This is a genomic window from Achromobacter sp. D10, from assembly GCF_035282245.1.
In the GTDB taxonomy this organism is placed as follows: Bacteria; Pseudomonadota; Gammaproteobacteria; order Burkholderiales; family Burkholderiaceae_B; genus Achromobacter; species Achromobacter insolitus.
Genome location: NZ_JAYJLE010000002.1, coordinates 472770 through 498955, shown reverse-complemented (window position 1 = coordinate 498955; position 26186 = coordinate 472770). Strand labels below are relative to the sequence as shown.

The 26186-nt window shown below is 66.7% G+C and carries 25 protein-coding genes; 13 read left to right on the top strand and 12 right to left on the bottom strand.

What is annotated here, in order from left to right; genetic code table 11:
* Positions 1-2 precede the first annotated feature (2 nt).
* The 8 genes from VCS63_RS09175 to VCS63_RS09140 form a co-directional block, all read right to left on the bottom strand.
* The gene (locus tag VCS63_RS09175) at positions 3-821 is read right to left on the bottom strand and encodes an ABC transporter ATP-binding protein (protein ID WP_042796733.1); all 819 of its coding nucleotides are present in this window, start codon (positions 819-821) and stop codon (positions 3-5) included.
* 36 nt (positions 822-857) lie between these two features.
* Positions 858-1940, bottom strand: coding sequence for an ABC transporter substrate-binding protein (locus tag VCS63_RS09170; RefSeq protein ID WP_323879395.1), 1083 nt, complete (start codon positions 1938-1940; stop codon positions 858-860).
* A 69-nt stretch (positions 1941-2009) separates the two neighbouring features.
* Positions 2010-2828 carry an ABC transporter permease gene (locus VCS63_RS09165; protein WP_323879392.1) on the bottom strand — a complete coding sequence of 273 codons (819 nt, stop codon included), beginning with the start codon at positions 2826-2828 and terminating at the stop codon, positions 2010-2012.
* A complete protein-coding gene (locus VCS63_RS09160; RefSeq protein ID WP_323879390.1) occupies positions 2816-3706 on the bottom strand; it encodes an ABC transporter permease in 891 nt (296 codons plus the stop codon). The genes VCS63_RS09165 and VCS63_RS09160 overlap by 13 nt, the downstream gene beginning before the upstream one ends.
* Before the next feature lies 1 nt (position 3707).
* Positions 3708-4697 carry an alcohol dehydrogenase catalytic domain-containing protein gene (locus tag VCS63_RS09155; RefSeq protein WP_238912879.1) on the bottom strand — a complete coding sequence of 330 codons (990 nt, stop codon included), beginning with the start codon at positions 4695-4697 and terminating at the stop codon, positions 3708-3710.
* Positions 4698-4721: 24 nt separating this feature from the next.
* Positions 4722-5495, bottom strand: a complete 774-nt coding sequence (locus VCS63_RS09150; protein ID WP_063642075.1) for an SDR family NAD(P)-dependent oxidoreductase — start codon at positions 5493-5495, stop codon at positions 4722-4724.
* Positions 5496-5502: 7 nt separating this feature from the next.
* Complete coding sequence (gene hisD / locus VCS63_RS09145) at positions 5503-6816, bottom strand: histidinol dehydrogenase (RefSeq protein ID WP_112966522.1); 1314 nt, start codon at positions 6814-6816, stop codon at positions 5503-5505.
* Between the two features lie 30 nt (positions 6817-6846).
* Entirely contained in the window at positions 6847-7899 is a 1053-nt protein-coding gene (locus tag VCS63_RS09140; protein ID WP_042796724.1) for an ABC transporter substrate-binding protein, read from the bottom strand.
* A gap of 221 nt (positions 7900-8120) precedes the next feature.
* Between VCS63_RS09140 and VCS63_RS09135 the strand changes: the two genes are divergently transcribed.
* Genes VCS63_RS09135 through VCS63_RS09120 form a run of 4 tightly spaced genes read left to right on the top strand, consistent with a single transcriptional unit; the run spans position 8121 to position 11700 of the window.
* On the top strand, positions 8121-9173 hold the full coding sequence (locus tag VCS63_RS09135; RefSeq protein ID WP_042796722.1) for a substrate-binding domain-containing protein: 1053 nt from the start codon (positions 8121-8123) through the stop codon (positions 9171-9173).
* A 19-nt stretch (positions 9174-9192) separates the two neighbouring features.
* Positions 9193-10116 carry an NAD(P)-dependent oxidoreductase gene (locus tag VCS63_RS09130; protein WP_323879387.1) on the top strand — a complete coding sequence of 308 codons (924 nt, stop codon included), beginning with the start codon at positions 9193-9195 and terminating at the stop codon, positions 10114-10116.
* Entirely contained in the window at positions 10109-10918 is an 810-nt protein-coding gene (locus tag VCS63_RS09125) for an ABC transporter permease (RefSeq protein WP_042796720.1), read from the top strand. The genes VCS63_RS09130 and VCS63_RS09125 overlap by 8 nt, the downstream gene beginning before the upstream one ends.
* Positions 10906-11700, top strand: coding sequence for an ABC transporter permease (locus VCS63_RS09120; protein WP_063642079.1), 795 nt, complete (start codon positions 10906-10908; stop codon positions 11698-11700). The genes VCS63_RS09125 and VCS63_RS09120 overlap by 13 nt, the downstream gene beginning before the upstream one ends.
* Before the next feature lie 130 nt (positions 11701-11830).
* On the opposite strand, the gene VCS63_RS09115 is transcribed toward VCS63_RS09120, so the two are convergent.
* A complete protein-coding gene (locus tag VCS63_RS09115) occupies positions 11831-12718 on the bottom strand; it encodes a LysR family transcriptional regulator (RefSeq protein ID WP_301877640.1) in 888 nt (295 codons plus the stop codon).
* A 99-nt stretch (positions 12719-12817) separates the two neighbouring features.
* Between VCS63_RS09115 and VCS63_RS09110 the strand changes: the two genes are divergently transcribed.
* Together VCS63_RS09110 and VCS63_RS09105 are read left to right on the top strand one after the other, a co-directional pair.
* The gene (locus tag VCS63_RS09110) at positions 12818-14149 is read left to right on the top strand and encodes an arylsulfatase (protein ID WP_112967167.1); all 1332 of its coding nucleotides are present in this window, start codon (positions 12818-12820) and stop codon (positions 14147-14149) included.
* A gap of 41 nt (positions 14150-14190) precedes the next feature.
* Positions 14191-15156 (top strand): tripartite tricarboxylate transporter substrate-binding protein, encoded by a 966-nt coding sequence (locus tag VCS63_RS09105; RefSeq protein ID WP_076815918.1) that lies wholly within the window; start codon positions 14191-14193, stop codon positions 15154-15156.
* Positions 15157-15166: 10 nt separating this feature from the next.
* Here the strand turns inward: VCS63_RS09105 and VCS63_RS09100 are convergent, their stop codons facing one another.
* Positions 15167-15907: an SDR family oxidoreductase gene (locus tag VCS63_RS09100; protein ID WP_042796717.1), complete on the bottom strand. Its 741-nt coding sequence runs from the start codon at positions 15905-15907 to the stop codon at positions 15167-15169.
* 39 nt (positions 15908-15946) lie between these two features.
* Positions 15947-17287, bottom strand: coding sequence for a CitMHS family transporter (locus VCS63_RS09095; RefSeq protein WP_063642089.1), 1341 nt, complete (start codon positions 17285-17287; stop codon positions 15947-15949).
* Positions 17288-17453: 166 nt separating this feature from the next.
* Between VCS63_RS09095 and VCS63_RS09090 the strand changes: the two genes are divergently transcribed.
* The 5 genes from VCS63_RS09090 (at position 17454) to VCS63_RS09070 (ending at position 22656) form a co-directional block, all read left to right on the top strand.
* Positions 17454-18161, top strand: coding sequence for a response regulator transcription factor (locus tag VCS63_RS09090; RefSeq protein WP_042796715.1), 708 nt, complete (start codon positions 17454-17456; stop codon positions 18159-18161).
* A complete protein-coding gene (locus tag VCS63_RS09085; protein ID WP_323879381.1) occupies positions 18118-19590 on the top strand; it encodes a sensor histidine kinase N-terminal domain-containing protein in 1473 nt (490 codons plus the stop codon). Before VCS63_RS09090 ends, VCS63_RS09085 begins: the two co-directional genes overlap by 44 nt.
* Complete coding sequence (locus VCS63_RS09080; protein ID WP_323879378.1) at positions 19580-20668, top strand: ABC transporter substrate-binding protein; 1089 nt, start codon at positions 19580-19582, stop codon at positions 20666-20668. The genes VCS63_RS09085 and VCS63_RS09080 overlap by 11 nt, the downstream gene beginning before the upstream one ends.
* Positions 20669-20952: 284 nt before the next feature.
* Positions 20953-22038, top strand: a complete 1086-nt coding sequence (locus VCS63_RS09075) for a helix-turn-helix transcriptional regulator (RefSeq protein ID WP_149065072.1) — start codon at positions 20953-20955, stop codon at positions 22036-22038.
* A 297-nt stretch (positions 22039-22335) separates the two neighbouring features.
* Positions 22336-22656, top strand: coding sequence for a hypothetical protein (locus VCS63_RS09070; protein WP_042796713.1), 321 nt, complete (start codon positions 22336-22338; stop codon positions 22654-22656).
* Between the two features lie 6 nt (positions 22657-22662).
* On the opposite strand, the gene VCS63_RS09065 is transcribed toward VCS63_RS09070, so the two are convergent.
* Complete coding sequence (locus VCS63_RS09065) at positions 22663-23628, bottom strand: helix-turn-helix domain-containing protein (RefSeq protein ID WP_042796712.1); 966 nt, start codon at positions 23626-23628, stop codon at positions 22663-22665.
* Between the two features lie 166 nt (positions 23629-23794).
* Here VCS63_RS09065 and VCS63_RS09060 point away from each other — a divergent pair, with 166 nt between their 5' ends.
* Positions 23795-24643, top strand: coding sequence for a phytanoyl-CoA dioxygenase family protein (locus tag VCS63_RS09060; RefSeq protein ID WP_063642092.1), 849 nt, complete (start codon positions 23795-23797; stop codon positions 24641-24643).
* Positions 24640-26184: a class I adenylate-forming enzyme family protein gene (locus tag VCS63_RS09055; protein WP_323879375.1), complete on the top strand. Its 1545-nt coding sequence runs from the start codon at positions 24640-24642 to the stop codon at positions 26182-26184. The genes VCS63_RS09060 and VCS63_RS09055 overlap by 4 nt, the downstream gene beginning before the upstream one ends.
* The last annotated feature ends 2 nt before the right edge of the window (positions 26185-26186 follow it).

Genomic DNA, 26186 nt, shown 5'->3' with positions numbered 1-26186 from the left:
CTTCAATGAGCCGCGGCCAAGGCGGCGTCCAGCGGTTCGGTCTCCTGCGCGCGCAGCAGCTTCCAGATGTGCGTGCGCAGATGCACGAACGCCTCCATGTCCATCACGTCTTCGATCCGCTCCATGCTGTCCCAGTCCTCGCGCTTGCGCACGTCGGCCACGTTGATGATTTCCTTGATCTGGCCCGGCCGCCCGGTCAGCACCACCACGCGGTCCGACAGGTACACGGCTTCCTCCACGCTATGGGTGATGAACAGCACGGTGCGCGGATTGAGCCGGGACAGCTTGACCAGTTCTTCCTGCATGACCACGCGGGTCTGGGCATCCAATGCGCCGAACGGCTCGTCCATCAGCAGCACATCGGGATCCAGCGCGTAGCTGCGCGCGATGGCCACGCGCTGCTGCATGCCGCCGGACAACTGGTGCGGATACGCCTGCTCGTAGCCAGACAGGCCCATGAGCTCGATATAGCGCGCCACGGTCCGTGCCCGCGCCTCGCGCGAAGCGCCCTTGCACTTCAGGCCGAAGCCGATGTTTTCGGTCACGGTCTTCCAGGGAAACAGCGCGAACTGCTGGAACACGACGGCGCGGTCCGGGCCGGGCTCCTCCACTTCCTTGCCCCCCACACGCACGCTGCCTGCCGACGGGAATTCCAGGCCCGCCGCCATGCGCATCAGCGTTGTCTTGCCGCAGCCGGAGGGCCCGACGATGGAAACGAACTCCCTTTCGCCCACCTCGAAACTGACGTCATCCAGCGCGAGAAAGCGCTCCCCGCCCCGGCTGAACGTGCGCTGCACCCGCTCGAAAGTAATCTGACTCATGCTTGCGTTCCTTTGTTGAGAACCGCGGCCGCTGGCCTACTTTGCGACATCGGCGACGAAGGCCCTGAGTTTGGGATCGTCCTGGATCATCTGCAGATACTTGCCCGTGACCATGGTCTTGGGATCGGGGATCTTCTTGACCACGCCCACGGACACCATGAATTCGCCCACGCTGTTCCACCACCCCACGATCTCGGAAGTGCCGCCGGGACCTGGGGCGAACAGCCTGGTCTGCTCGGCCAGATCGAAAGCGGGCCGATCGCGCAGCTCCTGCTCCAGGTACTTGTCGGGGAATTTCACGCCCACGCTGCCGAAGAACGCCTTCAGATATGCCTTGGCCTCCTCGGGATGCGCCCGCTGCCAGGCCACCGCGCGCAGATAGACCGCCAGGAAGCGAGCCACCTTGTCCGGATGCTGCCTGGCGAATCCCGGCGTGGTGAAGAGGTAGCTGTGGATGGGCATCTTCAGCTCGGCGCCCGTGCAGATCACCTTTGCGCCGATGGCTTCCTCCAGGATGTAGGTATTGGGCGCCCACACGGACGAGATGTCGTACTTGCCGCTCATCACCGCGGCGTTGATGTCCGGCGGAGACAGATTCACGAAGCGGTAGTCATCGGGTTTGAGCCCGAACTTCTTCGACAGGCATTCGGCGGCTCCCCAATGGCCCGTGGAATTGCTGGTGACGGGTATGGTCTTGCCTTTAAGCAGCGCCGGGTTCTTGAGATATTCGTCCGCCCGGTCCTTGGTCGCCATCAGCGTGATGATGGCGGCCTCGCCATCAGCAATGCCGATGGTCTGCAAGCCGTACTTCGACGCCCCGAGCAGCGAGGGAATATTGCCCGCCCCGCCTACGTCCCAGGACCCCGAGGCGCCCGCCGCAATCTCCACGGCCCCGGAGGCGAAGGTCGAGATCTCGGGCTTCAGGCCCACTTCTTGCCACCAGCCCCTCTCGCTGGCGATGTACCACTCCAGCGCCCACCGCTGCGGCTGCTGCCCGATGCGGATGGTGAACAGTTCCGCGCCCGCGGGCGCGGCCTGGGCCGCCGCCTGTCCGGGTCCCCCCAGCCAGCACCCGATCACGAGCGCTGCCAAGGCCTTGAGGCCTTTGTATGGTTTCATCTGTCTCTCTCCAATATGGAATGCCGCTACTCGCACTGCCTGCCTGTATCCCCTCCTTCTCCGTTCCGATCAGCGCGACCAATCGCGCTGCACCCGCCGTTGCAAGGCCCGCATGGCGAAATCAATGCCCGCGCCTATCAAGCCGATGGTGATCATTCCGCTGATTACGATGGCGGGCTCAAGATTGCTGCCGCCCTGCACGATCATGTAGCCCAAGCCGGTGGAACCCACGATCAGCTCGGCACCGATCAGTGATTGCCAGCCGAACCCCGCTCCGACTCGGATGCCGGCAACGATGTGCGCCAGCGAGGCCGGCAGCAGGATTTCCGTCAGCGTCGCCCATCGTCCGGCCCCCAGCATCTGGCCTGCTTCGATCAAGGCGCGGTCGATCTGCTTGGCGCCGCGGTAGGCGTTCAATACGCAGGGCGCGAAGGCTCCGGCGAAAATCACCAGCGTGGGCGACAGGAACCCGGTGCCGAACCAGAAGATCGCGAACGGCACCCAGGCGATGGGAGGAATGAAGCGAAAAGCCTCGAACACCGGCGCCACCACCCAGTCCAGCGCCTTGAAACGTCCCATGAACAAGCCCAGCGGCACGCCCAGGAGGACGGCGATGGAGAAACTGATCAGGAATTTCTCCAGGCTGGCCAGCAGGTGCATCTGCAGTACCGAGCCCGCATAGGGTTCGCGCGTGTGCTCGACCATGCTGCGCAACACGGTCAGCGGTCCCGGCAGGAAGGCTGGCGACACCAGGCCCAGGCCGGAGAGCAGCGCCCAGCCGCCGAACAGAGTAGCGATGCCCAGCGCCGGCATCAGCCAACGTTCCGCCGTGCGGCGGGACACCAGGCAGCGCCCGCGGGCCAAGCCAGCGCTGTTCAGGCTTTCCATGGCATCACCCTGCGTTCGACTTGCGCGAGCAGCGCGGACATCAACATGCCCATACCCGCCACGGCGGCCATGGCCACCACGATCATTCCCGAGTTCAGGTCCCGGGTGGCGATGATCAGCACGTGGCCCAGGCCGACAAAGGAGCCGACCAGTTCGGCCGCCACCAGCACCATCCAGCAGGCCTGCAGCGACGTCCGCAGACCGGTGAAGATAGCGGGCAGCGCGCCCGGGACGATGACGTCCAGCAACATCAGGCGGCCAGCCGCCCCATTCACCCGCGCCGCCTGGATCAACGTATCGTCGATATTGCGCACGCCGGTGTAGGTGTTGATCACAGTGGGCGCGAAGGCCGCCAGCCAGATGACGAAGACCTTCGCGCTGGTGCCCAGCCCGAACCACAGTATCGTCAGCGGGATCCAGGCAATGGGCGCAATCGGGCGGATGATCTGGAACACCGGATTGACGTAGGCTTCGACCAGCCGGCTTTGCCCCATCAGGATGCCCAACGGCACGCCCGTCAAGGCCGCCGCCGCGAAGCCGTATAGCACCAGCATGCTGCTGGCCGCGATGTGTTGCAGCAATGTGCCGTCGGCATAGCCTTCACCGGCGATCTCCCGCAAGGCGTCCCAGGCATCGACGGGCGACGGCAACTGCACCGCGCTCAGCAGCTCCAGCGGTCCTGTAGCCAGATACCAGGCCAAGAGCAGCGCCGCGACCGATGCGCCGCTGACCAGCCAGCGCAGGGACAGGCGCCGGCGTGCCGGCGTCGGGGGGTGGGCGGGGGGCCTGGCAATGGTCATGACGGCGCTCCGGTCGAGCAGGCCCAGGACGGCCTGGGCGCCGGCGATGGCGCGGGGTGAAAGTGGATGGCGCGCCATGTCAATGCGCCCTCAGCACGATCTTGGCCGATGCCGCGCGTCCGCCGTCCAGGTCGGAGAAGGCCTGCGCGCCCGCGCCCAGCTCACGCTGCTCGATCCAGGACAGATCGCCGAAAACGCCGCGATGCAGCGCGTCCACGGTCGCGCGCAGATCCGCGCTGGTGTAGGTGTAGGCGCCGATCAGGGTGATCTCGTCCAGAGTCAGCCGCCGCATGTCGATCTCGCTGGCCCAATCCTGCAGGCCGATGTGCAACATCACGCCGCCCGGCTGCACCGCGGCCAGCGCGGCCGGCCTTGTAAGCTTGCCACCCACCGCGTCCACCACCAGTTCGTACGCCCCCGCCTCGGGCGTCGTGTCGCGTGGATCGAAGGCCATGCAGCCAACATGCCGTTCTGCCGAGGCGCGCCGCAACGGATTGGTTTCGGCCAGGCTGACGCGGCAGCCCTGGCTGCGCAGCAACAGCGCCGTCAAAAGACCGATGGCACCGCCACCCACGACCAGCGCGCGGGCTTCGGCCAAGGGTCGGAACAGCGCCCGCTGCGCCAGCGCCACGCCGTGCAAGGCCGTGGCCGCGGGCTCGGTCAGCGCCGCCGCGGCGGCTGGCATGTCCCGCGGCACGGGGATCAGGCAACGCTCGGGTATGGCCATGAACTCGGCGAATGCGCCGGGACGGGTCATGCCCACCATGCCCCGGTTGCGGCACAGGTTGTTGCGGCCCTGCACGCAGAAATCACATAGGCCGCAATGGATCAGCGGATTACCGGTGACCCGCTGGCCCGCGCGGCTGCCGCCCACCAGCGTGCCGACGAACTCATGGCCCAGGATCAGCGGCGGATTACGGCGCGGATCATGCCCGTGATAGGCGTGCATGTCCGAGCCGCAGATGCCCACGGCCTCGATGCGCAAGAGCGCGTCGCCGTCTCCCGGCACAGGATCCGGTTCCTCGCGGAACATCATCTGGCTGGGCGCGGTGTAGACAAGGGCTTTCATGGCGGAACTCCACGGAGATGCCGATCAGCGGGCCGAAAAGCCGCCATCTACGAACAAGGTCTGCCCGGTGATGTAGGCCGACGCCTCGCTTGCCAGGAAGACGGCGGCGCCGTGCAGGTCATCCAGCCGGCCGTTGCGACCCATCATGGTGCTGGCCGCAAGAGCCTGAACCCGGGCCGGATCGCTCATCACCGAGGCGGTCAGCGGCGTCTCGAAAAAGCCTGGCGCTATCGCGTTGCAGGTGACGCCATGGCGCGACCAGTACTCGGCAATGGCGCGGGTCAGCTGCATCAGGCCACCCTTGGAGGCGCCATAGGGCGCGCTGTCCGGAAAGGCGCGCACGCATTGCAGCGAGGTGATATTGATGATGCGGCCCCAGCCCCGCTCTCGCATGGCAGGGGCCAGCGCGCGAGTCAGCAGGAACGGCGCGGTCAGGTTGATCGCCAGGGACCGGTCCCAGTCCTCGTCGGCGGTGTCCTCGAAAGGCTTGCGCACATTGATGCCCGAAGCGTTGACCAGGATGTCGGGCGCGCCGAACGGTTCGGCCGCGCGGGCCGCAAGGGCGCGCAGCGCCTCGCGGTCGGTCAGGTCGCAGGTCAAGGCACGCGCCCGCAAGCCCGCCGCCTCGAACTCGCCAGCGGCGCAAGCAAGCTCCTGCGCGCGCCGTGCCACCAGCACCACGCTGGCGCCCGCCCGCGCCAGCGCCAGGCCGATGGTCTTGCCTATGCCGGAGCTGCCGCCGCTTACCAGCGCAACGCGGCCGTCCAGGTCGAACAGGCGGGACATGTCGTTCTGCATGATGGCTTCACTCCCGCACGGGTTCGCCCAGTTCGAAGGATTCCTGGGGAAAGTACTTGGCCAGGCGATCGTCCGCCGTGCGGGCGTGCGCCTCCATCCCCTCCAGGCGCGAAATCCGGGCGGTGACCTGGGCGGTATCGCGGCTGGCCTGCCGCGTCATGCGTTGCCACGTCACGGTCTTGATGAACTTGTGCACGGACAGGCCGCCCGAATAGCGCGCTGCGCCCTTGGTGGGCAGGATGTGGTTGGTGCCGCTGGCCTTGTCGCCGAAAGCCACTGTGGTTTCCTCGCCCAGGAACAGCGAGCCGTAGCAGGTCAGGCGCCTGAACCACCAATCCAGGTCCTCGCAATGGACTTCCAGATGTTCGCTGGCGTAGCGGTCGGAGACCTCGACGGCCTCTTCGCGCGTATCGCACAGCACGACCTCGCCATAGTCGCGCCACGCGGCGCCGGCGGCGTCCCTAGCGGTGGGAGGCAAGGCGGCAATCAGTTCCGGCACCCGTGCGAGCACTGCTTCGGCCAGGGCGCGATCGGTCGCGATCAGCCACGCGGGCGACTCGTGGCCGTGTTCGGCTTGCCCGACGAGGTCCGAGGCGACGATGGCGGGATCCGCCGAAGCATCCGCGATGATGCAGACCTCGGACGGACCGGCGAAGACGTCGATGCCCACGCTGCCGAACAGCATGCGCTTGGCTTCTGCCACAAACTTGTTGCCCGGCCCGACGATGATGTCTGCCGGCTTGCCGGTAAACAGGCCGTAGGCCATGGCGGCGATTGCCTGCACGCCGCCCAGCGTCATTACGGCGTCCGCGCCCGCCACTTGCATGGCGTAAAGCACCTGAGGATGTATGCCTTCGCCTCGGTAGGGCGTAGAGCACGCGATGACCGTGGGCACGCCGGCCGCCTTGGCGGTGGCGATGCTCATATAGGCCGAGGCGATGTGCGCATAGCGCCCCGTGGGCACGTAGCAGCCCGCGACGTTGATGGGTATCAGCCGTTGTCCGGCGACGAGGCCCGGCGCAAGCTCCAGCTCGAACTCGCGCACCGAGGCCATCTGCGCCTGCGCGAACTTGCGCACCTGGCTGGCGGCGAATTCGATGTCGCGCTTGATGCCGTCGGGGATGCTTGCCGTGCGCCGTTCGATCTCGGCGGCGCCGACGATGATGTCCCCCTCCCATTTGTCCAACCGCCGGGCATAGTCGCGCACCGCGGCTTCGCCTCCGGATTTGATGTTCGCCAGCATCTCGGCGGCGACCTCGCGCGCCGCGGCCTCATTGCCCTGGGGCTGTTTCGACGCGGACTTGAGCTTGCTTACTGCCATGGCATGACCTCGCGGAAGTAGGGATGAAGCTCAGTTGGCCTTGTTGGCAAAGGTCTTGAGCGCCGGGGTCTGGTCGACGCGCTTCATGTAGTCGTCCGTGATGTAGGTCTTGGGATCCGGCACCTCGGTGAGCGTGCCCACGCTCTTCAGGTAGCCAGACAACGCCTCGTACGCGTTGTCCAGCGTGGACTTGCCGCCTGTCCGCGACATCAGCTTGAGCTGCTCGTCCAACGTGAAGATCGGCCGTTCCAGCTCCTGCCCGAGGTAACCGTCGTTGAGCTTGATGCCATTGGCCTGGAACAGTTTGCGCAGGTAGCCCATGGCTTCCGCCTTGTTGTTCTTCTCGAAGCTGACGGCCCGCAGGTACACCGCCAGGAACTTGGCGACGGCGTCTGGATTCTGTTGGGCGAACTCACCTCGCGCCACCAGCGCCCCCGGAATCATCACGCCGGCGTCCTTGCCGCTGCACACGACCTCCGCGCCGCTTTGCTCGTTCAACGTGTAGAAGTTCGGCGCCCAGGTGCCGGCCAGCATGCCATTGCCTCCGATGAAGGCGGACACCAGTTGCGCCGGGGCCAGCGTCACCACGCTGACGTCGCTGCGTTGCATGCCCCACTTCTGCAGGCAGGCCATGGTCGCGTATTCCCCGGTGGAGTTCGGGCTGAGCAGGATCTGCTTGCCCTTCACTTCCTTGGCCGCGTTGCTGCGCACGGCAGCGGCGTTCTCCTTGCGCGCCATCACGCCGTTGGCGGTCGATTCGTCATTGGTGACGCCCAGCGTCACGATGCCGTAGCGCTGCGCGCCCAGCACCGCCGGCGGCGAGCCCGTGCCGCCCACATCCCAGGACTTGGACGCGGCGCCCGCGATCTGCTGCGCGCCCGCGGGATACACCACGAATTCAGGTTTCAGGCCCGCTTCGGCCCACCAGTTCTTTTCCGTAGCGATGTAGATCGGCAGCGCCCAATAGGCAATCTGGTAGCTGACTTTGATGGGGGTCGGCGCCTGCGCCGACACGGACGGGCTCAACAACAAGGCGCCCAGCGGCGCCAGGCACAAACCCAGGATGCGGGGGATTCTCGACATGCTTAGTCTCCATCAGTGGATTCCGGTCTGCATGCGCGAGCTGCCGCGGCATTCCCCGGATAGCAGGCCCGGATCTGCGTTCGGGCTCGGTTTTTTGAAAGCGCATACAAAGAATAAGCGCGCAAGAATCCCATTCAACCCCGAGAAAACCCTAGAGATAGACCATAGCGTTTCAATAACTGTATATTCACACCATCAAATTTCTGAAAGCGCTTTCAAACATGAAGCGAAAGTCTGCGCCCCTACCCGGGGACACCCTGAAGTCGATCGCCGCCGCCGGCGGCATCTCGTCGGCCACCTTGTCGCGGGTGCTGAACCATCCCGAAAAAGTGCGGCCGGACCTGCGCGCCCGCGCCATGGCACTACTTGCCGAAGCGGGCTATGTTCCGCACGGCGCGGCCCGTTCGCTGGCCTCGCGCAAGACCCGCACCATGGGCGCCATCATCCCCACGGTGGATAGCGCCCTGTTCGCCAAGCTGGTCGATGGCATGCAGCAGGCAATCCATGAACACGGCTACCAGCTACTGCTGGCCAGCACCAACTACAGCCCTGCGCGCGAGGCCGGAGAAGTACGCGCCCTGATCGAGCGCGGCGTCGACGCGATGATGCTGGTGGGACGCAGCCGCGACCCCGAACTCTACGAGTTGCTGCATTCCAAAGGCATTCCCTTCGTCACTACCTGCCACTACGACGCCGCCGATCCCTGGCCGATGGTGGGCTGGGACAACGCCGCGGCGGCGCAGCGCATCGCCGACTATCTGCTGGACATCGGCCACCGACGCCTCGGCGTGATCGCCGGCATCTCCAAGGACAATGACCGCGCGGCCGACCGCGTGGCCGGTTTCACGCGTGCGCTCAAGCGGCGCGGCATCGACCTGCCGCCGCAGTACGTCATTGAAAAGCCCTACACCGTGCCCGAAGCTCGCCGCGCCATGGCCACGCTGCTGCGTTTGCCCGAACCGCCTACGGCGGTCATGTGCGGCAACGACATCCTGGCCTATGGCGCATTGCAGGAGTGCCTGTGGCAGAACCTGCGCGTGCCCGAACAGATTTCGATCACGGGATTCGACAACATCGAAATGGCCGCCCACTGCCGGCCAGGCATTACGACCCTGAACGTGCCGGCCTTTGAACTGGGGCAGCGAGCCGCCAACATCCTGCTGGCCGCCGACGCCGACACGCCGCCCGAAAACGTCTGCATTGAACTGGAACTGATCGTCCGCGATACCACCGCCCCGCCACGCAGCAGCACCAGCGCGCGGCTAGGCAGCTGACCACACCGGAGCAAGCCCCATGGAACACACCGAATCACCCCGCATCGCATTCCTGGGCCTGGGCGTCATGGGGAGCGCAATGCTGCGCAACCTGGCCGCGCAGGGGTATGCCGTATCAGGCTACGACGTCGTGCCGGCCGCGATGGAGCGCTTGGCGGACACCGGGTTCCGTCGGGCCGCTACACCGCTGGACGCCGCGCGCGGCTGCGACGTGGCGATCACCATGCTGCCCACCTCCTCGCACGTGCACGACGCCCTGTTCGGCGCCGACGGCGCGGCCGCCGGCTTGAACCCGGGCGCGCTGGTCATCGAGATGAGCACCGGTGACGCCGTGGAGACCGACCGCATCGCCGCCGACCTCGCGGCCCTGGGCCTGCGCTGCCTCGACGCCCCGGTCGGACGCACGCCGCGCGAGGCGGCGCAGGGCAAGGCGCTGATCATGGCTGGCGGCGCGCAGGCCGACTTCGACCAGGCCGCGCCCATCTTCGCCGCCATGGCCGATGAGATCGTGCACGTGGGGCCTTTCGGCTCAGGCATACGGCTCAAGCTCGTCAACAACTACATGTCCATGGTTGGCATGGTGCTGACGGGCGAGGCGCTGATGTTCGCCGCCAAGCTGGGCCTGGACCGCGCCACCGTCGTCAAGGTGCTATCCAACACCACCGCGGGGCGCGGACAACTCCTGACGAATTTTCCGGGCAAGGTGCTGGCGGGCGACATCAGTCCCGACTTTCCCATGCGCATGGGCTACAAGGACATCAACCTGGCCATGAACCTGGCCGCCTCGGTGGGTGCGCCCCTGGGGCTCGGCGGCTATGCCCGCGAAATGTTCGCGCTGGCCAAGTCCTGGGGACGCCAGGAACAGGACTGCACCGCCATGCTGCTATTGCTGGAAGATGTGGCGAACCTGCACCGCCAAGCCGCGAGGTCCGGCCATGAGTGAGCACATCGCAACCCTGCCCGCCCGGCGGCCGCGCGTATCGCGCCGCCGCGTCACCGTCGGCGTGGCCGCGGTCGCCGCCGCCTTCGCCGCCTGGTGGATCGTATCGGCGCTGGGCCTGGTCAATGGCGCGCGCTTCCCCACGCCGCTCACTACGTGGCAGGCGGCCGTGCAGCTGTCGCGGGACTCCGGCTACGCCGGCGGCACGCTGTTCCAGCACATCGGGCACAGCCTGCGCCTGGTGTTCCTGGGTTTTCTGGTGGCTATCTGCACCGGCGTGCCGCTGGGCTTATTGATGGGATTCAGCAAGCGCATCGACGCCCTGGTCGGACCGGTGTTCTCGCTGCTGCGCCCGATCCCGCCCCTGGCCTGGATTCCTCTGGCGATCCTGTGGCTGGGCCTGGGCGACCCGGCGAAAATCTTTCTCATCTGGGTGTCCTCGTTCACGCCCGCCGTCATCAACACCTACGCGGGGGTGCGCAATATCGACCCCACGCTGATCGAAGCCGCGCGCGTGCATGGCGCGGGCAGTCCGCTTCGCATGCTGCGCGAGGTGCTGGTGCCCGGCGCCATGCCCATGATCTTCACCGGCCTGCGCCTGTCGCTGCAGACGGCCTGGATGACCCTGGTGGCGGCGGAACTCATCGGCGCCTTTATCGGGCTGGGCAAGGTGCTGGACACCGCGGCGCTGGACATCCGGCCCGGCATGATCCTCTACGCCATGGTCTGGGTGGGCCTGCTGGGAGCAGTGATGACGCGCGGATTGGAATGGATCGAAAAGAGGGCTTTGCCATGGCTACGCTGACACGCGCCTCGGGCGATACGCCCGCCTTCACCTTCGGCCTGTCGTGCCTGGGACTGGCCGGTTTCTTCCTGGCCTGGCATCTGTTGAGCGTGGGCGGTATCTTCCCGCCCAACTACCTGCCCGGTCCGCTGACGGTGCTGCAAACCATCGCGCAATACAGCAGCGAGCCGTACTCCGGCGCCACGCTCTGGACGCATCTGGGGGCCAGCCTCTACCGCTTCGCCTGCGGCTTCCTGCTAGCCGCGGCGGTGGGCATACCGCTGGGGCTGCTGATGGGCTGGTACCGCTGGCTGGATGACGTGGTCAGCCCCTTCTTCGACGCACTGCGCTTCGTGGCGCCCATCGCGTGGGTGCCGTTTGCCGGCCTGTGGTTTGGCACGGGCATCGGCGGCCCGACGCTGATCATCTTCGCAGGCGCCTTTCCGCCCTGCCTCATCAGCGCCTACCGCGGCGCCAAGTTCGTCGACACGCGCCTGCTGGAAGCCTCGCGTACCTTGGGCGCGAGCGGGCCGCGCATCGTGGCGGAAGTGCTGCTGCCAGCCTCGCTGCCGTCCATCCTGGCGGGCCTGCGCGTTAGCGCCGGCATCGGCTGGCAATCGCTGGTAGGCGCAGAATTGATCGTGGTAGGCAACGGCATCGGCTACATGATGGTGCAGGGCCAGCTCAACATCGCCACCAACATCGTCATGGCGGGCATGATTGCCATCGGCATCGTCGGCATCTGCATCGACGTCGCCCTGCGCGTGTTCGAACAGCGCCTGAAGGCGCGTTGGGGACGCTGAATAGCCGCGCCGGGACGCGCGGCGCGACCCGCCTAGCGTTCCCGCCTGCCGCAGCTTGCAGTCCAGGATGGGCTGTCCACCATAGCGGCGGCTCCCAGCAGAGATACGCCGCCCCCCCATCTAGCAAGCCCTAGCCGGCAGCCTCCAGCACCACCGCGCGGAACTCCTGCATCAGCGGCGACCAGGTGGCGCCATGGCGCGTGACCAGCGCCATGCTGCGCCGCAAGGGCCGGCCGAGCGCCACCGGCAGTTCCGCGATGTCGCCGCCCAGCGCGCTCTGCGGCATTAGCGCCAACAGATCCGACGCCGCCAGCAACGCCAGCGCACCGCCGGAAAAATGCTGCACTTCCAGCGCCGCCGGTGGTTGCGCCAGGCCCGCTTCCGCATAACGCGCTTCCAGCGCATGACGTGCCACCGAGCCCGGCATGGGCAGGATCCAGCGCTGTCCGTCCAGATCGCGCAGCGCCAGCTTGCGCCGCGAGGCCAGGTGGTGCTTGCGGCTGGCGGCCACGCACAGGCCGTCCTCGCGGATCGCTTCCTGGTGCAGCGTGCCCGGCACGTCGGCGTAGATCGGCGTTACCGCCAGGTCCAGCTTGCCTCCCGCGACCTGATCATTGAGATCGTCCGATTGCCCCTGCGTCAGTTGCACCCGCAGCGCGGGCCGGCGCGGCAGAAGGCGGCGCAGCGCCGGCATCACCACGCTATCCACCGTCGCGCCGGTGGCGCCGATCCGCAGCAGCCCCGCCTCGCCCAGCCGCAGCTCCATCGCGTTGCGCACTGCGTCGCGGTACTCCGCCCATAGGCGCTGCGCGTGCTCGCGGAACGCCAGGCCCGCGGACGTCAGGCGCAGTCCGCGGCCGCCGCGATCCAGCAACGCCAGTCCGGTGTCAGCTTCCAGCCGTTGCAGCGATTTCGACAGCGCAGGCTGGCTCACGCCGCAGGCGGCAGCGGCGCGGTCCAGGTTGCCGTGTTCGACCACGGCCAGAAAATACTCGATGTCACGCAGCGACAGATTCATGAATGTTGGTTATGCATAGACTCATCTTCAGGAATATTAAGCCCGACCCAGGCTCCTAGAATCCCTGGATAAACCCGAAGAGCGACAGGAGTGCAGCGCGTGGATAAAAAGCCCAATATCGTATTGATCGTGGCCGACAACCTGGGATGGGGCGAACTGGGCTGCTATGGCGGCGGCGCCCTGCGCGGCGCGCCCACCCCAAACATCGACCGGCTGGCATCCGAAGGACTGCTGCTGCAGAACTTCAACGTCGAAAGCGACTGCGTGCCCACGCGCTCCGCGCTGATGAGCGGCCGCCATCCCATCCGCACTGGATGCCTGCAATCCGTGCCGCCGGGCCTGCCGCAAGGGCTGGCGCGCGACGAGATCACCCTGGCTCAACAATTGTCGGGCCAGGGCTACGCCACGGCGCACTACGGCAAATGGCACCTGGGCGACATCCCCGGCCGCTACCCTTCCGATCGCGGCTTCGACGAGTGGTATGGCATTCCACGCACCACGGACGAAAGCCAGTTCACCTCGTCCATCGGTTTCGATCCCGCGGTCGCCGATATCCCTCACATCATGCAGGGCCAGGCCGGTTCGCCTTCGGAAAACGTCAAGGTCTACGACCTGGAGACGCGCCGCGGCATCGACGCCGAACTGGTCGAGCGTTCCATTGGCTTCATGCGCAAGCACGCCGCAGCCAGCCGGCCGTTCTTTCTGTATCTGCCGCTGGTGCACTTGCACTTTCCCACCTTGCCGCATCCGGACTTCGCCGGACGCACCGGCGCGGGCGACTTCGCCGACTCCATGGTGGAAATGGACCACCGAGTCGGACAGATCGTGCAGGCAGTGGACGACCTGAAGCTGCGCGAAGATACCGTGTTCATTTTCTGCAGCGACAATGGCCCGGAATTCCGCAAGCCCTACCGTGGCACCGCCGGCCCCTGGAGCGGCACCTATCACACGGCCATGGAAGGCAGCCTGCGCGTGCCCTTCATGATCCGCTGGCCTGGGAAGGTCAAGCCCGGCCAGGTTTCCAACGAGATCGTGCACGTCACCGATCTCTACACCACGCTGTCACGCATAGGCGGCGCGTCCATACCGCAGGATCGCCCCATCGACGGCATCGACCAGACCGACTTCTTTACGGGCGCCAGCCAGGCGTCGCCACGCGAGGGGTTCCTGTTCTACATCAAGAATGACCTGCGCGCGGTCAAGTGGCGCGATTGGAAGCTGCACTTTTATTGGGAGCCCGAGGTCAACGAAGGCAAGGGAAAGCTGGAGTCTCCCTATCTGTTCAACCTGAAGCAGGATCCCAAGGAAGAAAGCGACATCCTCATCTTCAACACCTGGGTCCTCGGACCCATCCTGAAAATGGTGCAGTCCTTCAACCAGTCCTGCGCCGCGCATCCGAACACGCCGCCCGGCAAGCCGGATCCGACCTGAGACTTGAGGCAGGCCGGGCCAAAAACATAAAAGGGGAAAACATGAAATTCGCTATCCGCTGCTGTGCGCTGCTGTTGGGCGCCGCGCTGACCGCCACCGCCAGCGCGGCGGACAACAAGCTGGACTGGCCCGGCAAGCAGATCACCTGGGTGGTCGGCTTCGTGCCCGGCGGCACCGCCGACGTGCTGACCCGCATCGCGGCGCAGGACCTGGCGCGGCGCAGCGGCCTGAATGTGATTGTCGAAAACCGCCCCGGCGCGGCCGGCGCCATCGCCTTGCAACTGGTGGCGCGCAGCAAGGCCAGCGACGGCTATCTTCTGACCGTGCCCGGTCCGCTCATTTATCCCACGCCCCAGCCCGAGATCGGCCGCGAGCTGGCGCCCGTCATCCTGATGGCGCAGGGCCCCATGGTCATCGTCGGTCCCGCCAAGGACGCCAAGGCGTCGTTGCAGGAGGTGCTGGCAGACGCCCGCCAGCGGCCCGAGGCCTGGAGCTATGGCAGCTCCGGCAACGGCACCTCGCAGAACCTGGCCGGAGAACTGCTCAACCAGTACGCCGGGACCCGCATCGTGCACGTGCCCTACAAGGGCGGCGGCCAGGCGGTCTCGGACGTGGCCGGCGGCCAGATACCCCTGGCCATTCTCGGTTCCGCGCCGGTCATGCCGCAAATCAAGGCCGGCACGCTGAAAGCCTATGCCGTCACCACGCCCTACCGCCTGGACAGTCTGCCGGGCGTGCCCACGGTGGAAGAGTCCGGCTTCAAGGGCTACGCCGCCACCCAGTGGTTCTCGGTTGCGGCGAGCAAGGAAATCCCGGCGGCGCAGCTGGATCAGGTCAACGCCGCGTTGCGCGCCGCCGTGGCCACGCCGGAGTTCAAGGCTGCCCTGGAAAACGCCGGCATGGTCGCTGGCGGCGGCTCGCGGGATGAATTGCAGTCGTTCATCCAGGCCGACAGTGCCAAGTGGCAGAAACTGATCGACAGCGGGGCGGTGAAGCTGGCGAATTGAGGCCCCGCCCTCAGCTCATGTACACGCCGCCATTGATCGCGTAGTTCGCGCCCGTAACGAACGCCGCCTCATCCGACGCCAGCCAGGCGCACAGGCCAGCCAGGTCCTTGGCCGTGCCCAACCGGCCTACCGGCACGCTTTCGACGATGCGGTCCAGCAGCGCCGGCGGAAACGCCTTCACGGTGTCATCGGCAATGAACCCCGGCGACGCCAGGTTGACGGTTACGCCCCGCGCCGCGACCTCCTGCGCCAGCGAACGCGTGAAGCCGATCACCGCGCCCTTGGCGGTGGCGTAGTTGATCTGGCCGATCTGGCCCTTCTCCGCCGCTACCGAACCGATATTGATGATGCGGCCCCAGCCTCGGTCCGCCATGCTGTCGACGACCTGCTTGGTCGTGTTGAACAGCGTATCCAGATTGCTGCGCAGCACCGCCGACCAGTCGGCATGGCTCATCTGCCGGAACCGCATATCCAGCATGGTGCCGGCATTGTTCACCAGCACGTCGATCTCGCCGACTTCGCGCCGCACCTTGGCAAAAGCGGCCTCGGTCGACGCCCAGTCCGTGGCATCGCCCTCGGACGCGATGAAGTCATAGCCCAGGGACTTCTGTTCCTTCAACCAGTGATCCTTGCGCGAGGAGCGCGGACCGCAGCCCGCCACCACGCGATGTCCCGCGTGGTGCAGGGCCTGGCAGATCGCGGTGCCCGTGTGGCCCATTCCGCTGGTGACGTAAGCAATGCGCAAAGCCATGAACTTCCCCTTTTGAAATAGACGGTCAGGCGCCGCCGATCAGGCCACTTGGCCAACCAGCGGGAACAGGCCGAAGGCCAGCGCGGCCGCCAGCATCACCAGGCAGACCATCGTGGCCCACTTCAGCGAATAACGCTGGTGGTCGCCAAAATCCACCCCGGCCAGGCCGACCAGCAGATAGGTCGACGGCACCAGCGGGCTCAGCAGATGCACCGGCTGGCCGACCAAGGAGGCGCGCGCCATCTCGACCGGCGAAATGCCGTAGCCCTGCGCCGCCTCGCTCAGGATGGGCAGGACGCCGAAGTAGAAGGCGTCGTTGGACATGAAGAAAGTGAAAGGCAGGCTGACCAGCGCGGTGATGCCGGCCAGATAGGGGCCCATGGCGTCCGGGATCACGGCCAGCAGGCTGCGCGACATGGCCTCGACCATGCCGGTGCCCGACAGGATGCCCGTGAAGATCCCGGCCGCGAAAATCAACGACACCACCGACAGCACATTGCCCGCGTGCTGCGCGACGCGGCGGCGTTGCTCCGCCAGGTCGGGGTAATTGATGACCAGCGCGATCGCGAAGGCGATCATGAACAGGACGGGCAGCGGCAGCACGCCCATCACCAGGCTCACCATCAGGGCCAGCGTCAGGCCGGCGTTTACCCACAACAGCTTCGGGCGGCGCAGATCCTGGTCGACCTCGATCTCGGGCAGGTTCTTGGGGCCGTCCTCGTCATAGCCCGCATGCACCGAGGCGCCGTCAGGCAAAGAAAGCACGCCCAGCCGGCGACGCTCGCGCAGGCCCAGGCAGAATGCCAGCACCAGAATGGCCACGATAGCCACGCCCATCACCGGGACCAGCGGCACGAAGATGTCGCCCGCATCCACGTGCAAGGCGCTGGCGGCGCGCGCGGTCGGGCCGCCCCAGGGCGTCAGGTTCATGACCCCGCTGGCCAGCATCGCCAGACAGGTCATGGACAGCGCATTCATCTTCAGGCGGCGGTACAGCGGCAGCATCGACGCCACCACGATCATGTAGGTGGTCGAACCGTCGCCATCCAGCGAAATCACCAGCGCCAGCACGGTGGTTCCCACCACGATCTTCAGCGGATCGCCTTTCACCGCGCGCAGGATGCGGCCAACGATGGGATCGAACAGGCCCGCGTCGATCATGACGCCGAAGTACAGAATGGCGAACATCAACATCACGCCCGTGGGCGCAATCTTGCGGATGCCATCCAGCATCATCTTGTCGATGCCCGACCCGAACCCGCCCAGCAAGGCAAAAATAATGGGGACAAGGATGAGCGCCACCAGCGGCGACAGGCGCTTGGTCATGATCAGCGTCATGAACGTGATCACCATGCCGAAGCCAAGCAGGGTCAGAAGCATGAAGGTTATCTCCGGCTAGTCGTTGTTATGCGTGAACCGCGCCTCCGGCGGGGGAAGAGCGCGACCGCAAGACTAGAAATAAAAGCTGTCGACAACCTGTCGTTTTTGGACGCGAGCGCAGCGAGTGCAGCGTGGGGGTCGTCCCCCTCATGCGACAATCGCCCCCATGCGCATACTGGTGATCGAAGACGACGCGGACCTTGCCGACGCACTCGTGCGCCGGCTGCGCCGTCTCGGCCATGCGGTCGACTGCCAGAACGACGGCCTGAGCGCCGACGGCGTCCTGCAGTACGAAGTCTTCGATCTCGTCATCCTGGACATCGGCCTGCCGCGCATGTCGGGCTTCGACGTCCTGCACCGGCTGCGCGACCGCGGCAGCAAGACCCCCGTGCTGGCCCTGACCGCCCGCATCGACATCGAAGATCGCGTCCACGCCCTGGATACCGGGGCCGACGACTACCTGGCCAAGCCCTTCGATTTCCGCGAATTGGAAGCCCGTTGCCGCGCCCTGCTGCGGCGACCCAGCGCCCAGGCCGCCGGCACCATGCGCTTTGGCGAACTGGTCATCGACAGCGCCGCGCGCCAGGTCACGCTGGCCGGCCAGCGCATCGAACTGCCCAAGCGCGAATACAGCCTGCTGGAGATCCTGCTGGCCGGCATGAACCGCGCCGTCAGCAAGACCGAAATCGCCAACAAGCTGTTCGCCTTCGACGACGATGCCGCGCCCAATGCCATCGAGGTCTATATCGCCCGGCTGCGCCGCAAGCTCGAAGGCTCGCCGCTGCGCATCGAAACGCAGCGCGGCACCGGCTATCTCCTGACCTCCACCGATGACCACGACAGCGCCACCGCGCCCGGCATCCGCCGGGACTGATCCCGCCCACCCCGCCGCCGCGCAGGGTCGCATCTCGATCAAGCGCCGCTTGCTGGCCATGCTGCTGGCGCTCTTCATCGCCGCCCTCGCCACGCTCTATCTGCTGGTACGCGGTTACGCCCAGCAGACTGCCGACACCACCTACGATCAGCTGCTGCGTTCTTCGGCGCTGTCCATCGCCGACAGCCTGCAACTGGTGCAGGGGGAATGGCGCATGGACATGCCCTACGCCTCGCTGGCGCTGCTGGAGCAGGCCCCGCGCGATCGCGTGTTCTACCGCGTCGGCGATGCCGGCGGCGCGCTGATTTCCGGGTACGCCGATCTGCCCGCGCCGCCCGGACGCGGCAACGACGGCGCCGCCTATTCCCCGCGCCTGTACGACGCCCGCTACCAGGGCGCGCCGGTACGCATCGCCTGGATGGAACGCAAGATTGCCGGTCCCCGCAACGCCGAGACCGCGCTGATCCAGGTCGCCCAGACCCGCGAAGCCCGCAACGCGCTGGCAGAAAGCATTCTGTGGCGAGGCACCCTGGCGCTGATCGGCTTCACCGCTGCTGCGCTGGCGTTGGCCTACTGGGGCTTGCTGCGCTCTCTGGCGCCCATCCGTCGCATCGAACGCGAGCTGGCCGCCCGCAGCGCCTCCGACCTGCACCCCATCGCCGCTCCGGTACCCGAGGAACTCGACACCCTCGTGCACTCGCTGGACGGCTTCATGGCGCGCCTGTCGGATAACCTGGACACCCTGCGCCTCTTCATTGCCGAGGCCGCGCACCAGTTGCGCACGCCGCTGGCCGCGCTGCACGCGCAGATGGAAATCGCGCTGGACGAGGACGATCCCGCCGAACAGCGCCGCAGCCTGATGGCCGTACTGCGCAATGCCGAAAAACTCTCGCGCCTGGTCAACCAGTTGTTAAGCGACGCCAGCGTCATCCACCGCAGCAACGTGCGCCATTTCCAGCCCGTGGACCTGGCCGAACTACTGCGCCAGGCGGTGTACGACACGGTCCCGCAGGCGGATCCGCAACCCGACGTGCGCCTGCATCTGCCCTCCCATGCGCCCGGCGGCAATCCCCCCACCGTGCTGGGCGACAGCCTGATGCTGCGCGAAGCCTTCAAGAACCTCATTGACAATGCGCTGCGCCACGGCGCCACGGATGACGGCCATATCGACGTACGGCTGGAACGACAGGACCGGGGATGGCGCGTCTCCGTTTCGGACCAGGGGCCCGGCATTCCCCCGGCGCTGGCCAACGCGGCCTTCGAGCGCTTCGTGCGCGGCCCCAATCCGCGCTCGCCAGGCGCCGGCCTGGGCCTGTCCATCATCAAGCGCGTCGTCGACATCCATCAAGGCCGCCTTGCCCTGAGCAACCGCGTCAACGGCGGCCTGGAGGCCGCGATCACGCTGCCCGCCGATCCTCATGAAGATTGATTTCCTGAAATCCCTGCGCCTATTGACGACCTTGGCAGCCCTGCTGACGGCCCTGGCCGGCCATGCCGCGGAAACCAGCGCCGAAGGCCTGACGCTGGGTCCCGCCGGCAGCAAGAACGTGCTGGTCGTCCATGCCTCCAATAGCGTGCAGGTGTTCCGCGGCGTGCTGGAAGATTTCAGCAGCCTCAACCCCGGCCTGCGCCTGGAATACACCGAACTGTCCACGCAGGAGCTGTATGCCGGCACCCTCTCCCGCGCCACGCAGGCCCCGGCGTCCAAGACCGGCCCCGACATCATCATCAGCAGCGCCATGGACCTGCAGACCAAGCTGGTCAACGACGGCTACGCGCAACTCCATCTCTCGCCCGAAACCCGCGCGCTGCCCGCCTGGGCCAACTGGCGCGACGAGGTCTTCAGCATCGGCACCGATCCGATCGTGATGGTCTACAACACCGGCAAGCTTGCACCCGGACGGGCGCCGCGCACGCGGCGTGAACTGCTTTCCCTGCTCCAGGCACCCGACCAGCCGCTGGCTGGCGCCATCTCCACCTACGACGTCGAGGGCAGCGGCATCGGCTACCTGGCTGCGACGCAGGACACGCGCCTGGACAGCATGGCCGGCGCGCTGCTGGCCGAAATGGGTCGCAACCGCGTGGCGGTCCATGCTTCCACGGAAGACGCGCTGGACAAGCTCGAACGCGGCGAGATCACACTGGCCTACAACCTGCTGGAATCCTATACACGGCACCGTATCGACCAAGGCGCGCCGCTGGCCATCGTCTATCCGCAGGATTACACGCTGATGCTGTCGCGCTCGGCCATCATCCCCAGGCAGGCCCCGCGCGCGGACCTGGGCGCGATGTTCCTGGACTACCTGCTGTCGGCCCGTGGCCAGGAGATGGTGGCCCGCCAGTCCGGCATGCGGCCGGTGAGCGCCTCGGCCAACCCGCAGGCCGGCGTGCGCCCCGTGGGACTGGGCGTGGGCCTGCTGGTGTATCTGGATCCGCTCAAGCAGCGGCATTTCCTGGATTTGTGGCGCGCGGCCATCCATCCTCGCGGCGGCAGCGTCCAACGCTGACCGTATTGCGACGGGGGCTGGTAAGCATGGCCCGGTATATCCGCACCATTTTCCGCGGGTCGGCCGCCTGACACCGGCAGGCGGCCATTTTTTTGGTCTGACCCGGGATTTTGCGAGGATAATTTCTTTTCAGGGCGGTGGCTGCCGGCCCTCTGTGCCGCCCAGCCGCCTCGCGCCGGCAGACCATGGCCGCGCAGCGCTCCCCCTATCTGGCAGGAGCCACCTCTACAACGATCTGTGATGCGTGACAGCGTTTGCGTCTGAACCAGAGTTGGAGGCACGAAATGGCTGAACACCAGATTGCCGTCCGGCGCGCGATCGAGGCCCTGGACCACCTGACGGATCCCGAGCCGCCCTGGCATGACATCCTCCTGACCGCGCGCGACATGGTGGGCGCCGACAGCGGCACGCTGATCGTCTTCGACGCTAGCCACAAACTGCTCAACCTCTCTTCCGTGAGCTTCCCCGAAGAGGGCACCCTGGACTATCGGAACCACTACTACAGCTGCGACATCGTCGAACAGGACTCGCGGCTGCTTCCCGTGGGCACGTGGCTGGACACCGCGACGATGTGCGACCACGGGCGCTTGCAGCGTTCCGAGTTCTACACGGACTTCATGCTCAAGCACCATATGGCGCAAGTCCTTTGCCTGGTGATCGAATCCAGTGCCATGTTGCGCGCTGCTATCGCCTTTCAACGCGCGAAGGTGGACAGCAAGGCCAGCGACCGCCTGCGATCCGGCGACTTTGCCGAGTACTTCCGCCTGCTCCAACGCCAACTGGCGCAGCGGGAGAAGGCACGCGCGATCGGATGGGCCACCATCGAAAGCGCGCTCTCGGATGTCGACGAGGCCGTCCTGCTGGTCAGCCACGACGCAATGGTCGAAAAAATGTCCGCGCTCGCCATGCGTTACCTGGACCATGGACACGGCTGGCACGTGCGCGGGGGCAAGCTGCGCCATCCAGACGCCAAGATCCAGGCGCTGTTCGACGCCTATTGCCTGGCGGTCTCGCGCGACGGCAAGGCGCGGTCGCTGGCGGCGGCAGCCGGATGGGGCGAATTGACGTGGGTAGACATCGGCGCGGCGCCGCAGGCGCTGAGCCTGATCGGCAACCGCATGCTGCTGGTGCGCATGCGGCGCAAGAGCGCCTTCGCGCAGCCGGATGTGGACCGGCTGGAGTCCGTCTTCGCCATCACCCATGCGGAAGCCGCGGTGCTGGCCGGACTTGCCATGGGCCACAGCGTGGAGGAAGTCGCGACATTGCGCCACGCCTCCGTGCTGACGGTGCGAAAACAGGTTGCATCCCTGCTCAGTAAGATGGAATGCAACCGACAATCCGAGCTGGTTCGGCTGGCCTCGCTGCTATAGGGGCGCCCAGCCGACGCCTGCATGACGTACCCAATATTGAGTATGTGGCGCCCACCAGGGGCGTCCTACGATGAGCACGAAGGCATGAGGCCCGGACGCCCCATCCGGCCCGAGTCGTAAACCTGGTGGCGTTTCCCCGCGCCAGGCATGCGTGCGCTCGCGAGCCGGCCTGCCCAAGAAGAACACCAATGCGCCAATCCGGTTGCGCAGCTGTCCCTGCGTCGGGCGGCATAGCCGCACGCCCCCATGGACACCGGTTTCCAATGCTGCGGTCACTCACGTCATCAGGAGCATTTCATGAAAACTGCCCTAACCGTCCGCGCCATGATTCCCGTCGTTCTGGCGGCCTTCGCCCTGCTGTCCGGCCCCGCCGCCGCCCAAACGGCCGTCGCCCCCACCACCGCGGCTCCGCCCTCCGACGTCCAGCTCAGCCGTGACCAGGTAGAACGCGACCTGGCCGCGTGGAAGCAATCTGGCGTCGAAAGAAGCTGGGATAGCGACAGCACCCCGGACATCAATAGCCCCGAGTACGTTGCGGCCTACCGGAAGTACGTGGACACGGTCAGGCCGGCCAACGCGCCGCAGATGCAGCAATCGCAGGGCCAGAGCAAGTGGTAATGCCCGTTACCCTGCCCGTGAGGGCGCACCGCCGCGCTCGCTGCCTGGCGAGCGGCCATAGTGCGCGCGGTACGCCCGATTGAACGTGGAAACTTCCTCGAATCCCCAGCTGGCGGCAATGTCCGCAATGGATCGGCCCGGCTGGGTTTCGATGGCCTGGCGGCACTTTTCCAGGCGGCACTGCCGCACATGGGCGCTGAAGCTCAGTCCGTGCTCGGCCAGGATCTTGAACAGATAGCTGCGGGAAATGCCGAGTTCTTCGCTAGCCGAAACCGGCGTCAGGCCACGGTCGGCCAGACGGCGCTGCACCAGCGCCAGTATGCGATCAAGGACCTCGTGCCGCACCCGCTCGGCGACCTGCGCGGCGGCATCCACGCCGTCGATCTGCGTGCGTGACAGCAGGTCGCTGCAATGCCTGACCATCAAGGCCTGGACCTGCTGCAGCTCGTTCGCCGGCAATTCGCTGACCAGGCGCATATAGCTGGCCAGCACACGCCCCGCCCCTGAACCGCCGTCCAGCACTGGCGTGGCCAGGCGCCCGCGGCGGCCCAGTTGCGGCCGAAGCAGGCCTTCGGGGATTTCTATGCAGAACATGCGGAAATCGGTGCGGAAATCGACTTCCCAGGGCGACGCGCAATCCACTACGTAGACGTCGCCCGCCCGCGCGCGCATGGCGCGACCGCCCTGCGACACCACCGCCTCTCCCGCGCACAGCAGGTTGGCGAAAAAAGGAGATTGCGTGCGGGCCGAAAGGCCGGCGGCGGACAACCTGACCACATGGGACTGCGCCGTGATGGTGGAGCCGTGCAGGTCTGGCAGCAGCAGGCCGTCTATCTGGCCGCGGAAGCTGCGCGCGGCGTCGCGCTCGGGTTCGAGAGGCACGTAGGCATCGCAGATCGCATCGCGCCAATACGCGAACTGATCCTGCGGCGCTATGACATCGGTGGTGTGGTGGTAGGCCTGCGCGCTCATCTTGAGTACCGGATCATGCCGACGGGGCCGCCATCTTCTGTGGGGATGGACGCTTTGCGCCACTGCCGTGGACGCTACGCGCTGGCAGGGCGAAGACTACCGGCCGATTATACGCACAGACCTATATCGCCGGACGTTGATCCAGGCCCCCATCAGGAGACAAAAGATGTCCACGCCCGAGCCGCTCGACGAGCGGATCGCCGCCTTTGAACGCGACGGATTCGTGGTGCTGCCCGGGATCATCCCGCCCGAGCAGGTCAGCCAGTTGCAGGAAGCCCTGATACGGATCGAAGCCGAACACAACCTCGGCTACGCCAAGACCTCGTTCGAGGGCCACAAGACGGTGCGCATCAATAACCTGCTGGTCTACGACCCTCGATTCTGGGACGTGCCGCTGCAACCCGAGGTACTGGCGCTGGCCGAACGCCTGCTGGACCGGGAACTGCTGCTGTCCTCGCTGTGTTCACTGACGCTGGCGCCTGGCCAAGGCGCCCAGCCCCTGCATGAAGACACTCAGCAGCTGGCGCTGCCCCGGCCCCGCCCGCCGCTGGCGGTCAACGCCATCTGGGCCCTGAGCGACTTCACGGCCGACAACGGCGCCACCCACATCGTGCCTGGCAGCCACCGCTACGATGCATCGCCGCCCTATGGCGCGCAGGACATAGAAACCGTGCAGGCCACCATGAAGGCCGGCAGCGTCATGCTGTTCGACAGCGCGCTGTGGCACAAAGGCGGCGCCAACAACAGCAGCGCGCGCCGCTATGCGCTGTCGTGCTACTACTGCGCAGGCTGGATGCGCCAGCAGGAAAACCTGCAACTGGGCATTCCCGCCGACCTTGCGCGGCAGTTCCCGCGCCGTCTGCAGGAACTGTGCGGCTACAGCATCTACAAGGGGCAATACGGCCACATCGACAACGCCGACCCCATCACCCTGCTGGGCGGCGAGGGACGGCCCACGGTCTGGCAGGCCAGCGACGCCAAGGCCGCCCGCAAGGCCGCAGAGCGCAAAGCATGAGCGCCCCTGTCTTGCCCGCCGTCCCCGACTCGGTGGTCCACCTACTGCGCGACGCCGCCCGCGAAACGCCCGATCTGCCAGCCTTGTCCTTCGAGGGCACGCGCCTGAGCTATGCGCAATACGCCGGCCTGGCCGGGGCGTTGGCGCGCCGCCTTGGCGAACAGGTCCGGCCCGGCGACCGGGTCGCCTTGCTGATGCAGAACTCGCTGGACCTTGCCGTCGCCACGTTCGCGGTACATGCGCTGCGCGCGCAGGCGGTCCCGCTGAATCCCGGTTATCGCGAACGCGAGCTGGCCTATATGCTGGAAGACGCCGCGCCCCGCATGCTGCTGCATGACGACAGCGTGAAGCTGGACCTGGGCGCCCTGTGCCCCGGACTGGATGCCGGCGCCATTCTGTGCACAGGCAACGGCGCGGGCCTGATCGCCATGCTGCCGCAAGCCTGCGCGCTGCCCGACGACCTGCCGCGGCACGAGGACCTGGCCACGCTGCAATACACCGGCGGCACGACGGGGCTTCCCAAAGGCGTGAACATCCTGCACCGGCAAATCGCCTACAACATCGCGCAACGCGAAGCCTGGCTCCCAACGCGACGCAACAGTGAAGTCGTGCTCTGCGTAATGCCGTTGTTCCATGTTTCGGCGGTCTCGATGTCGCTCTACCTGAGCCTGCACGCGCGGGGCGAACTGGTGTTGATGCGGCGCTTCGACGCCGCCCGCACCATCGAGGCCATTGCGACTCACGGCGTCACCCTGCTGCCGGGCGCGCCCGCGATCTTCCACGATCTGCTGCTGAGTCCGGCCCTGAGCCTGGAACGCCTGGCCAGCCTGCGCGCCTGCTTCTCCGGCGCGGCGCCCCTGCCGCGCGAAACCCTGGCGCGCTTCGAACAACGCGCCGGATGCCCCATCTACGAAGGCTATGGCATGAGCGAGGCCGGCCCCTGCCTGGCGTTCAATCCCATGCATCTTCCCCGCAAACCCGGATCGGTCGGCCTGCCCGTGCCGGGCGGCGAACTGCAGGTGGTGGACCTGGACCACGGCGGCCGGGTCCTGCCGCCGGGCCAGCCGGGCGAGATCCGCGTGCGCGGCCCGCACGTGATGGCGGGCTACCGGCAGCCGGCGCCGGATGCCGCGCAGGCATTGCGCGAGGGCTGGTTCTATACCGGCGACGTGGCAATGCTGGACGACGAAGGCTATCTCCACCTGCAAGGCCGCCGGCACGATTGCATCAATGTCGGCGGCTTCAAGGTCTATCCGCTGGAAGTGGAGCAAGTGCTGTTGTCGCGCCCTGAAGTCGGCGAAGCCGCCGCCTTCGGCGTGCCGGACGAAAGGCTGGGTCAGGTGGTGCATGCCTGGGTGACGGCCGCGCCCGGCCAACGCCTGGACGCGGCCGCCCTGCAAGCCCACTGCACCGCGCACCTGGCGGCCTACAAGGTGCCGCGCCGGATCGGCGCGATGGACGCCCTGCCGCGCACCAGCATCGGCAAGCTCGCCCGCGGCGCGCTGCCCCCCGTGGCCGCGCCCGGCCCGATTTCGCAGTGACA